General features: G+C 62.3%; 12 protein-coding genes. 7 read left to right on the plus strand and 5 right to left on the minus strand.

The features are described 5' to 3' along the window. The 7 genes from WCB02_RS16690 to WCB02_RS16720 form a co-directional block, all read left to right on the plus strand. The coding region (locus tag WCB02_RS16690) for an acetate--CoA ligase family protein (protein ID WP_423959623.1) at positions 1–1,376 on the plus strand (1,376 nt) is incomplete at its 5' end. A 190-nt stretch (positions 1,377–1,566) separates the two neighbouring features. Then, positions 1,567–2,820 (plus strand): ABC transporter substrate-binding protein, encoded by a 1,254-nt coding sequence (locus WCB02_RS16695; protein ID WP_423959624.1) that lies wholly within the window; start codon positions 1,567–1,569, stop codon positions 2,818–2,820. 40 nt (positions 2,821–2,860) lie between these two features. After that, positions 2,861–3,730, plus strand: coding sequence for a branched-chain amino acid ABC transporter permease (locus tag WCB02_RS16700; protein WP_423959626.1), 870 nt, complete (start codon positions 2,861–2,863; stop codon positions 3,728–3,730). Next, complete coding sequence (locus WCB02_RS16705) at positions 3,727–4,740, plus strand: branched-chain amino acid ABC transporter permease (protein WP_423959627.1); 1,014 nt, start codon at positions 3,727–3,729, stop codon at positions 4,738–4,740. The genes WCB02_RS16700 and WCB02_RS16705 overlap by 4 nt, the downstream gene beginning before the upstream one ends. Then, positions 4,737–5,486, plus strand: coding sequence for an ABC transporter ATP-binding protein (locus WCB02_RS16710; RefSeq protein ID WP_423959628.1), 750 nt, complete (start codon positions 4,737–4,739; stop codon positions 5,484–5,486). The genes WCB02_RS16705 and WCB02_RS16710 overlap by 4 nt, the downstream gene beginning before the upstream one ends. Next, positions 5,483–6,211 (plus strand): ABC transporter ATP-binding protein, encoded by a 729-nt coding sequence (locus WCB02_RS16715; RefSeq protein ID WP_423959631.1) that lies wholly within the window; start codon positions 5,483–5,485, stop codon positions 6,209–6,211. The genes WCB02_RS16710 and WCB02_RS16715 overlap by 4 nt, the downstream gene beginning before the upstream one ends. A 101-nt stretch (positions 6,212–6,312) precedes the next feature. After that, positions 6,313–7,155: an MlaD family protein gene (locus tag WCB02_RS16720; protein WP_423959634.1), complete on the plus strand. Its 843-nt coding sequence runs from the start codon at positions 6,313–6,315 to the stop codon at positions 7,153–7,155. A 28-nt stretch (positions 7,156–7,183) separates the two neighbouring features. Here WCB02_RS16720 and WCB02_RS16725 read toward each other — a convergent pair whose 3' ends face one another. From WCB02_RS16725 to WCB02_RS16745, 5 genes are all read right to left on the minus strand, one after another. Further along, positions 7,184–7,522 (minus strand): FmdB family zinc ribbon protein, encoded by a 339-nt coding sequence (locus WCB02_RS16725; RefSeq protein ID WP_423959636.1) that lies wholly within the window; start codon positions 7,520–7,522, stop codon positions 7,184–7,186. A 94-nt stretch (positions 7,523–7,616) separates the two neighbouring features. Beyond that, positions 7,617–8,846: a formamidase gene (gene fmdA, locus WCB02_RS16730; protein WP_423959638.1), complete on the minus strand. Its 1,230-nt coding sequence runs from the start codon at positions 8,844–8,846 to the stop codon at positions 7,617–7,619. Positions 8,847–8,882: 36 nt separating this feature from the next. Further along, positions 8,883–9,572, minus strand: coding sequence for an urea ABC transporter ATP-binding subunit UrtE (gene urtE / locus WCB02_RS16735; RefSeq protein ID WP_423959639.1), 690 nt, complete (start codon positions 9,570–9,572; stop codon positions 8,883–8,885). 24 nt (positions 9,573–9,596) lie between these two features. Then, positions 9,597–10,352: an urea ABC transporter ATP-binding protein UrtD gene (gene urtD / locus WCB02_RS16740; RefSeq protein WP_423959641.1), complete on the minus strand. Its 756-nt coding sequence runs from the start codon at positions 10,350–10,352 to the stop codon at positions 9,597–9,599. Between the two features lie 10 nt (positions 10,353–10,362). Further along, a partial coding sequence (locus tag WCB02_RS16745) for an ABC transporter permease subunit (protein ID WP_423959643.1) occupies positions 10,363–10,806 on the minus strand: 444 nt, incomplete at its 5' end.

A 10,806-nucleotide genomic window follows, 5' to 3' on the forward strand; every position in this document is an offset into this window, starting at 1 on the left:
ATACCGGCGCGCTCGCCGGCTCGATCGAGACCTTCGACGCGATCTCGACCCGCGAAGGCGTGATCCGGGTGCGCGGTCTCGACGAACTGATCGAAACCACCGAATGTTTCGTGCACGCCGAACCGCCCGCCGGCAACCGGCTTGCCGCGGTGACGCTGTCGGGCGGCAAGCGCGGCCTCTTGATCGACGCCTTTCATGCGGCCGGCCTGAATTTCGCGCCGCTCGGCAACGATGCGAGCGAGAAGCTCGCACAAATGCTTGGCCCGGGCTCGATCGTCGGCAATCCGCTGGACGCGGGATTCGCGGCGGTGGTCGATCCCTCGGTCTACATGCAGTCGATCAAGATCATGATCGACGATCCCGATACCGACATCGTCATCATCGACGCCGAATTGCCGAAGGCGCCGCATGAACTGCGCGAGCGCAGCCTGCGCATGGTCAACGCGATGGCGGCCAAGGCCCATAAGCCGGTGATCTATATCAGCACGATGTCGATCGGTTTCACCGAGTACACCAAGACGTTGCGCAAATCGCTGCCCGACATCGCGGTGTTGCAGGGCCTCGACCGCGCGGTCGGCGCCATCAAGTCGCTGATCGACTATGCCTCCTTGCCCAAGCAGGTCCCCGACATCGTATCGAGCTCGAAGGCGTCGGCGCGCGCCTTGCTGGAGAAGACGCTGAACAGCGCCAAGGGCGCGGCACTCGACGAGGTCGCATCGAAGAGGCTGCTGAAGGCCTACGGGATCCCGGTCTCCAGGGAAGCCATTGCGCAGACGGCGGTGGAAGCTGTCGGGATCGCCAAGAAGATCGGCTTCCCCGTGGTCGCCAAGGTCGTGAGCGCGGAGATCCTGCACAAATCCGACATCGGCGGCGTGGCGCTGAATCTCAACAGCGCCGCCGAGGTGAAGAAGGCGTTCAACGACATCACCGCGCGGGTGACGAAACTGAAAGGCAGGCCGAAGCTCGAAGGCATCCTGATCGCGCAGCAGGTCAAGGCCGATCTCGAACTCGTGGTCGGCGCCTCGCTCGATGCCGAGATGGGTCCGGTGGTGCTGTTCGGCACCGGCGGAGTCGATATCGAACTGCTGAAGGACGTCGCGCTCGCCGGCGCACCGCTCGACGAGGCCGAGGCGAGGCAGCTGATCGGCCGCACCAAGGCCGGGGTGAAGATGAAGGGCTATCGCGGCAAGCCGGCATTGCACGAGGCCTCCGCGGTCAAGGCGCTGGTCGGCCTGTCCAACCTGATCGCGGATGCCGGCTCCCGCATCGCCTCGATCGACGTCAACCCGTTCCTGATCAACGCCAAGACCGGCGTGGCCGTCGACGCCCTGATCGTCCTTAACAACGCTGCCGCCAACAGCGCCGCGGGCCATTAGAGTGCAGATCGGATGATGAGCGCTGTGCTGACGCGAGATCGTAACCCCTCACCGGTATGACGCAGGCGACTAGGCCAAAGGTCGCAAATGCCTGTTATTGGCAAAAGCAAAGCGGAAGGGTTACGCTGGCACCCGTAACGGCATCGCAGAATGCCGGCCAAGACACACAATCATCTTCCGGGAGGACGATATGGGTATTTCGCAACGACCCTGGTCACTCGATCGCCGGACTGTGCTCAAATCCGGCGTCGCGATTGCTGCAGCGCAATTCACATCTCCCTTCATCATCCAGGCGCGCGGTGAAACGCCGGTGCGGATCGGCATGGTCGATCCGCTGACCGGCGTCCTCTCGGCGCTGGCGCAGAGCGAGGTCGATGGCGCAAAATACGCCGAGGCCGAAATCAACAAGACCGGCGGGATTCTAGGCCGACAGGTCGAGCTGCTGGTCGAGGATTCGGCTAACGATGTCGGCACCGGCGTACAGAAGACACGAAAGCTGATCGATCGCGACAAGGTCGACGTCATTTTCGGTGACGTCAACTCGGGTATCGCCTACGCGATGTCGCAGGTCACCAATGAGAAAAAGATCTTCCACATCGTGCCGGGCGGTCACACCGATCCGATCACGGGCTCAAATTGCAAATGGAACGTGTTCCGCGTCTGCAACACGACGACGATGGATGCCAATGCGGTCACGCCGGAACTGGTGAAGAAGTTCGGCAAGAAATGGTTCTTCGTCACGCCGGACTATGCCTATGGCCATACGCTCCAGGACGCCTTCGTCAAGGCGTTGAGCAAGGCGGGCGGCACCTACGAGGGTGACATGCTGCCGATCAACGCCACGGATTTCTCAGCCACGCTGATCAAGGCCAAGGCCTACAAGCCCAACGTGCTGCTCAACAACATGGGCGGGCTGACGCAGATCAACTGCATGAAGCAGTTCACCCAGTTCGGCATGCAGAAGGACATGGCGCTCGGTGGCGCTCTGTTCGAGCTGGAAAGCATCAAGGCCTGCCCGCCGGACGCGCAGACGGGCTGGTGGACCATGGAATGGTGGTGGAATCAGCCCAACGTGCCCGAGGTCGTCAAGTTCGTGAGCGATTACCGGGCCGCAACCAAGAAAACGCCGTCTGCGCGGGACTGGTTCGGATACGTATCGATGCACACTGTCCGTCTCGCGGCAGCCAGCGCGAAATCGCTCGAGGGTCCGAAGCTGGCGAAGGCCGTGGAGGATATGGAGCTGCCGCCGGAGGTCGCGCTGCAACCCGGGAAGGTGCGATATCGGGCCGGCGATCACGAACTCATGCCGAATATTTTCGTCGGCGAGGCGCATCCGCCGAAGTCCGGCGCTGACGACGTTTTCACCACCTCCACGCTCGTCCCGGGCGAGCAGGCCGCGGGCTCGGTCGCAGACACCGGCTGCAAGATGGTGGAGCCGGCCTGATCGGGCAGCGAGCCTAGAAATCATCAGGGCGGAGTACGGGATGACCCAGCTCATATTGTTCAACGTCACCAATGGACTCATCATTGGTGCGTTCTATGTGCTGATGGCGCTGGGTCTGGCCCTGATCCTCAATCTCAGCAACGTCATCAATTTTGCTCATGGCAATTTTCTCGCGCTCGGCGGCTACCTCGCCTACACCTTGTCGCCGACGCTGGGTTACTGGGGCGCACTGCTGGTCTCGCCGCTGATTACGGCGCTGATCGGCCTGCTGGTCGAGAGGCTGATGATCCGCCGGGTCTATAATCGGGATCCGGTCTATAGCCTCCTGCTCACGTTCGGGTTTGCGTTCGTGATGCAGGACGTCGCCCGTTACGTCTGGGGTCCCAACGGCCTTCCCCTGGGATTGCCCGAATTTCTGTCCCAGCCGATCAGTTCCGAGCTGTTCTTCATCACCTGGTATCGTGTCTTCATGGTGGCGGTCGTCATCGCCACGGTCCTCGGATTGTTCGGATTCCTGCGCTACACGCGGGTCGGCATCCGCATCCGGGCGGGCACGCTCGACCTCGAAACGGTGGCCTCGCTGGGGATCAACATCAGCTTGCTGCGAACGTTCAATTTCGCCCTGGGCTGCATGCTGGCTGGCTTGAGCGGAGTGCTTGCCGCCGGACAGATCGGCCTCAATCCCAACATGGGCGACGACCTGCTGATGCCGAGCTTCATCGCCATCATCGTCGGCGGGGTTGGCAGCCTGATCGGCACGCTCTTCGGCGGGCTGCTGATCGGGCTGGCGGCGGCCCTTACCACGGTCTTCTTTCCGTCGGCGAGCGAAGCGGTGATTTACGCCATCATGATGCTGGTCCTTCTTGTGCGACCCCGGGGCCTCATGGGTGAGGAAGGAATGATGTCATGAGCACCGACGTCGGCACCAATGTCAGCACAAATGTCACCGCCAAGGGCCCAGCGGCGCGGCTGCCAGCCGTTCCGCGCTGGGCGGTGCTCGTCCTCATCTGGGCCGTCCTGATCGCGGTCCCCTATTGGCTTCCTCTGCTCGGCGGTTACACGGCGCTCGCGGGGCGCGTGCTGATCTTCGGGCTGGCTGCGATGGGGCTGAACCTGCTGCTCGGATTCACCGGGGTGCTGAGTTTCGGCCATGCCGCCTATTTCGGGCTCGGCGCATACGGCGCCGGGCTTACGCTGCGCTATCTCGTGCATAGCACACCGCTCGCCATGCTCGCTGGGACACTGCTCGGCGGGTTGGCCGGCACTCTGTTCGGGTTGCTGATCGTGCGCCGCCGCGGCGTCTATTTCGCGATGTGCACGATCGCGTTCGGCCAGCTCTGGTATTATCTCGCCTATAGCTGGAACGATTTCACTGGCGGCTTCGACGGCTTGCGCGACTTTCACCGCGAGCCGATCGGCTTTGGCCCGCTTACCCTCGATATCACTGAGGGAGGGTCGCGATTTTATTTTTTCCTCCTGGCCGTCTTCGCTGTTGCCGTGGCGTTGCTAGGCCTTCTGATCCGCTCTCCGTTCGGCCACACCTTGCGGGCAATCCGGGAAAATGAGCGCCGCGCACGCTTTCTGGCTATCCCGGTCGAGCGCCAAATCTGGCTGTCGTTTTCGATCTCCTGCTTCTTCACCGCGCTCGCGGGCACGCTCTATGCGCTGCTCAACAATTTTGCCGATCCCATGTCGCTGCATTACTCGCTGTCCGGTTATTTCGTGGTGATGTGCGTCATGGGCGGTATGCGGACATTCTGGGGGCCGCTCGTCGGCGCGACGGTATTCGTCGTGCTCCAGGACTACATCTCTTCGATGACCGTGAACTGGATGTCCTTTGTCGGCGCGATCTTCGTGTTGGTCGTGCTCTTCTTCCCGCGGGGCCTGCTGGGAATGCGGCGCCTGCGGGCCTCGGCATGACCATGCTCGAGGTCCGCAACATCACGAAACGGTTTGGCAGCCTCGTTGCCGTGAAGGACGTGTCGATGTCCGTCAAAAGCGGCGAGCTCCGCGCCATCATCGGTCCGAACGGGGCCGGCAAGACGACCTTCTTCAATATGATCAGCGGCTATTTCCCCCCAACCAAGGGCGCGATCCTGTTCGAAGGCAAGGACGTGACACAGATTCCGGCACATTCGCGCGTCGGACTCGGCATGGGGCGCACCTTCCAGATCACCGAGATCTTTCCCGAACTGACCGTCCACGAAAACGTGCTTACCGCGGCCGAGGTCGCGGCGGGACAGACGTTGCATATGATGCCGAACCAGGCTGACGCGAAGCTTGCCAACGACGTCGCAGCGGAGATGCTGACGCTCGTGGGACTCACCACCAAAGCCGATCGGCTGGTCGGCGAACTTTCCCACGGCGACCAGAGGACCACCGAGATCGCAATGGCGCTCGCACAACTCCCGCGGCTATTGCTGCTCGATGAGCCGACGGCCGGCATGGGCGACCAGGAAACATATGAGATCACCGCCTTGATTCGCCGCCTGCACCAGGAGCGGCATTACACGATCGTCCTGATCGAGCACGACATGCGCGTGGTCTTTCACCTGGCCGATTACATCACGGTGCTCGATCGCGGCAATCTGCTCGCCGAAGGTACGCCGAAGCAGATCGCAGACTCGGAGGCGGTTCAGGCAGCCTATCTTGGAGAAAGCCGATGACACCGCTCAAGGCTTCGGGGTTGCAGACCTTCTACGGCAAGAGCCACATTCTTCACAACGTCGGACTGACGGTCAACGAGGGCGAGATCGTCGTGCTCCTTGGCCGCAACGGCGCCGGCAAGACAACAACGCTACGCAGCATCATGGGTTTGACGCCGCCCCGGGAAGGCAGTGTGGACCTGTTCGGGATCGAAGCCGCTCGGATGCCGCCCTATCAGGTGGCGGCACTTGGCGTGGGCTATGTACCGGAAGGCCGAAAGATCTTTGCCAATCTGACGGTCGAGGACAACCTGCGGGTACCTCTGACGCGGCCCGGGGCTTGGACGGTCAAACGCGTCCTGGAGACGTTTCCGCGGCTGGCGGAACGACGCGATAATCGCGGCCGACAACTTTCCGGTGGCGAGCAGGAGATGCTCTCGATCGCGAGAGTGCTGCTGCTCAACCCCAAGCTTCTGCTGCTCGACGAGCCGAGCCAGGGTCTCGCTCCGCTTCTGGTAAAGGAAGTCTTTCAGATCATTCAGGCGATGCGCAAGGAGGGGATCGCCGTGTTGCTGGTGGAGCAGAATGTGCGGGTCAGCCTGGCCATCGCCGACCGCGCCTACGTGCTGGATGACGGCGCCATCGTCTACAGCGGAACCGCCGCCGAGCTCGCAAGCGACGAAGAGCGCGTCCGCTCGATGGCGGGAGCGAGCGCAAAGGAATGGACCACTGAGGCGAGGCTCTGAGCGGCCTTTCGTTTGTGGCGATTTAGCCCTAAAATCGCGCCATACGCCCCCTGCCCAGCCGTTTGCGGCAGGTGCACGGCAACCGGCTTTGCGGGCCCGATATGCGGACGACCAATCTGGTGATCGGAACCACGACGCTTGCGCTGCTCACCGCGGCGTTTGTCGGCATGCTCGCGATCCAGAAGATCCGCACCGTCCGCAACCAGAGCCCGCTGCGCATCGTCTTCAACGGCTCGGCGTCAGGTCTGCGCCGCGGCGGCGGGGTGATTTTCGACGGCGTTCCGGCCGGCGAGATCAAATCGATCACGCTGGAGAGCCCGCGCAAGATCGTCGCCCTCGTCATGCTCGACAACAGCGCGCCGATCCGCAAGGATACCAGTGTCGGCATCGAATTCCAGGGACTGACCGGGATCGCGGCGATCTCGCTGATCGGCGGCGCGCCGGCCGCGCCTCCGGCGCCGCTGGACGAAGACGGCATCCCGATCCTGACCGCCGATTGGAGCGAACAGCAATCGATCACCGATACGCTGCATAATGTCGACCACCTCATCGTCGACAACGAGGCCACGATCAAGGATGCGCTGCTCTCCTTCGAAACCTACACGGCATCCCTGAAGAGCAAGGGCGACGACATCGACAGCGCCCTCGCCAGGGCCGACGACGCCTTCGCGAGCTTCGACAAGGTCGTCGCCAGAATCAATGATGCCATTCCGGGCCTCACCGACGGCGAGGAAGGCGCCTTGTTTCAGAAGGTGAGATCGATCCATGAGCTCGCCGAAAGCTTCGACAAGCGTTCGGGTATCGTGCTGGAGGAAGCCCGCCAAACGCTCGCCGATGTCAGCGACGGCGCGATCCGGATGACTCTCAAGCTCAATCCCCAGGCCGTTGTTGCCGCGCCACAACAGGCCGCCCCGCCGCGAAAACCGCTGCCGAAGCGGCAGTAGCGGCGATCGGTTTCGGCTCGGAGCCAGCTCAGTGGCTGATCATCCAGGGGCGCGCGGTCGGAAAGCTCTTGGCGCCGGATCGCGTCTTCTTCATCGCGCGCTTCGGCTTGGTGGAGCAGCAGCCGCAGCCGGGTCCGTGCGACGCCTTGTACTGGTCGAGCGTCTTCGGCGCGTTCGCGCTGCGCTCGTTGGTCGCCATCGCCTTCCGCCTGTCCGACGGCATGCAGAAGAAATTCGGCGCGGTCAGGATCACGCGCGGCGAAGAACTTTCGCAGCCTGGACAGATCTGCGGGTCGTCACATTCCGCCATCGGGCGCATGTCCTTGAACGGCCCGCATTCACCACAGAGATACTCGTAGACCGGCATGTTTCCCTCAAGGCAAATCGACTTACAATAGTTTGGCGGCGGCGGATGCGGGACGGCGGATGGTTTCGCCGTCCCGCATCCCGTCGCGCAGGGATCACTTATCGGGCGAGAGTGCGACGTCGACGCCGCCCTTGATGTGTTTGATCGGACCAGCCGAGGACGGCATGATATCGAAATCGAAAATCTCGGTCGGCAGATACAGCGTGGCGCAGGCGTTCGGGATGTCCACGACGCCGCTGATGTGCCCCTGTACCGGCGCAACACCCAGGATCGTATAGGCCTGCGCACCGGAATAGCCGAACTTCTTGAGATATTCGATCGCGTTCAGACAGGCCTGCCGGTAGGCGATATGCACATCGAGATAATGCTGCTTGCCGGCCTCGTCGACCGAGATGCCCTCGAAGATCAGGTAGTCCTTGTAGTTCGGCGTGATCGGCGACGGCTTGAAGATCGGGTTCTTGATACCGTATTTGGCGACACCGTCCTTGATGATGTCGACCTTCAGATGCAGCCAACCCGCCATTTCAATGGCGCCGCAGAAGGTGATCTCGCCATCACCCTGGCTGAAGTGCAGGTCGCCCATCGACAGGCCGCCGCCAGGCACATAGACCGGGAAGTAGATCTTCGAGCCGCGCGACAGGTCCTTGATGTCGCAATTGCCGCCATGCTCGCGCGGCGGCACGGTGCGGGCGCCCTCGGCGCCGATCTTGGCCTTGACATCGCCTTTCGCCTGACCGGCATGGGTGGTCGCGGCAAACGGCGGATTGGCCAGCGGCGGCACCCGCTCGGGATTGGTGGCGATCAGGGCGTTCTCGCGCTCGTTCCAGGTCGCAAGCATCTTCGGATCGGGCAGACAGCCGATCAGGCCGGGATGCACCAGACCGGCGAAGTTCACGCCGGGGACGTGACGGGACGAGGTATAGAGGCCCTTGATGTCCCAGATCGATTTCTGCGCCAGCGGGAAATGCTCGGTCAGGAAGCCGCCGCCGTTCTTCTTCGAGAAGAAGCCGTTGAAGCCCCACAGGCTGTCCTTCACCGGGCCGATGTCGAGCAGGTCGACCACCAGGAGATCGCCGGGCTCGGCGCCCTTGACGCCGATTGGGCCGGACAGGAAATGCACGATCGAGAGGTCGATGTCGCGCACGTCGTCGGCCGAATCGTTGTTCTTGATGAAACCGCCGGTCCAATCGTAAGTCTCGATGACGAAATCGTCGCCCGGATTGACCCATGCCACGATCGGCACATCGGGATGCCAACGGTTATGAACCATGTCGTTGTCGTAAGCCGACTTGGTAAGATCGACCTTGATCAGTGTTTCTGGCATCAAATACTCCCCTTCTTGACCAGCTGTGGTTGGTTTTCAGACAGACAGATATTTCGAGACCTGCGCGGCATCGACGGCCGCACGCGGATCGTCGCGCACGATCTCGCCATTCTCGATGACGAGGACGCGGTCGGCGATGTCGAGCGCGAAGCTCAACACCTGTTCGGAGACAACGATGGACAGGCCGCGCGTGTCGCGGATGCGCTTCAAGGTACGCGCCATCTCCTTGATGATCGAGGGCTGGATGCCCTCGGTTGGCTCGTCGAGCAACAGCACCTTGGGCTTGGTGGCGAGCGCACGCGCGATCGCAAGCTGCTGCTGCTGGCCGCCGGAGAGATTGCCGCCGCGGCGGCCCTTCATTTCCAACAGCACCGGAAACAGCTCGTAGATGTCGCCAGGCACCTCGCTCGCGCCGGAGACGACGAGACCGGTCTCGATGTTTTCCTTCACCGTCATGGTCGAGAAGATCATGCGGCCTTGCGGCACATAGGCTAGACCCTTGGCCACGCGCTCATAGCTCTTCAAGGGCGACAGCTCGGCGCCGTCCATGGTCACCGAGCCGCTCTTGGTCGGCAGGATGCCCATCAGCGACTTCATCAGCGTGGTCTTGCCCATGCCGTTGCGTCCCATGATCGCCACGATCTCGTTGGCCGCGACGGAAACGTTGAGGCCATGCAGTACCTCGCTCTGGCCGTAGGCGACGTGAAGATCGGAGATAGCCAGCATGCGTGAACTCCTTAACAGTCCTGATCAGTGCCCGAGATAGACTTCGATGACCTTGGGATCGTTCTTGACGTGTTCCATGGTGCCTTCCGAGAGGATCTGGCCCTGGTGCAGCACTGTGACCTTGTGAGCGATGTCCTCGACGAATTTCATGTCATGCTCGATTACCAAGACCGAGCGGTCCTTGATGATGCGATTGAGCAGCTCGGCGGTCTTTTCGCGCTCTGACACGCTCATGCCGGCGACCGGCTCGTCGAGCATCAACAGGTCCGGGTTCTGGATCAGCAGCATGCCGATCTCGAGCCACTGCTTCTGGCCGTGGCTCAATAAATCCGCATACACGTCGAGACGGTCCTTCAGGAAGATCATCTCGGCCACTTCCTGGACCCGTTCCTTCACCGCAGCGTCGCGCTGGAAGGTCAGCGAGCCGAACACGGTGCGGCCGCGCGGATAGGAAATCTCCAGGTTCTCGAACACCGTCAGGTCTTCGAACACCGACGGCGTCTGGAACTTGCGGCCGACGCCGGCCTGCACGATCTCGTTCTCCCTGAGCTTGGTGAGCTCCTTCCCGCGAAACTGGATCGAGCCCGACGTGGCTTTGGTCTTGCCACAGATCAGATCGAGCACCGTGGTCTTGCCGGCGCCGTTCGGGCCGATGATGACGCGGATCTCATTCTCCTCGACATAGAAGGAGAGGTCGTTGACCGCCTTGAAACCGTCAAAGGACACGGTGAGCGCCTCGACCGCGAGCAGGAATTCCTTGGGCTGATGACCGACAAGCATGGTGTTCTCCTCACTCCGCGGGCGCGCCGTCGGCAACCGAGCCGCCGGCCCAGCCCGATTTCGACTTGCGCGAGACGAACAGCCGGTCGATGCGCGGCTGCACGTAGTCGCCCCAGATCCCGGCCAGGCCACTCGGGAACGCCAGCACGACGGCGATGAACAGCGCGCCAAGGCCGAACAGCCAGAGCTGCGGGAACGATTCCGAAAGGCTGGTCTTGGCGAAGTTCACCAGGAGCGTGCCGTAGACCGCACCGAAGATCGACGTCCGGCCGCCGACTGCAGTGTAGATCACCATTTCGATCGAGGGAACGATCCCGACAAAGGACGGCGACATGAAGCCGACTTCGAGGGTGAACAGCGCGCCGCCGATCGCAGCGAAGATCGCGGCGATCGTGAAGGCGAAGATCTTGAAATTGGCGACGCTGTAGCCGGAGAACCGCACCCGGTCCTCCTG

This window comes from Bradyrhizobium sp., from assembly GCF_049581145.1.
Classification (GTDB): domain Bacteria; phylum Pseudomonadota; class Alphaproteobacteria; order Rhizobiales; family Xanthobacteraceae; genus Bradyrhizobium.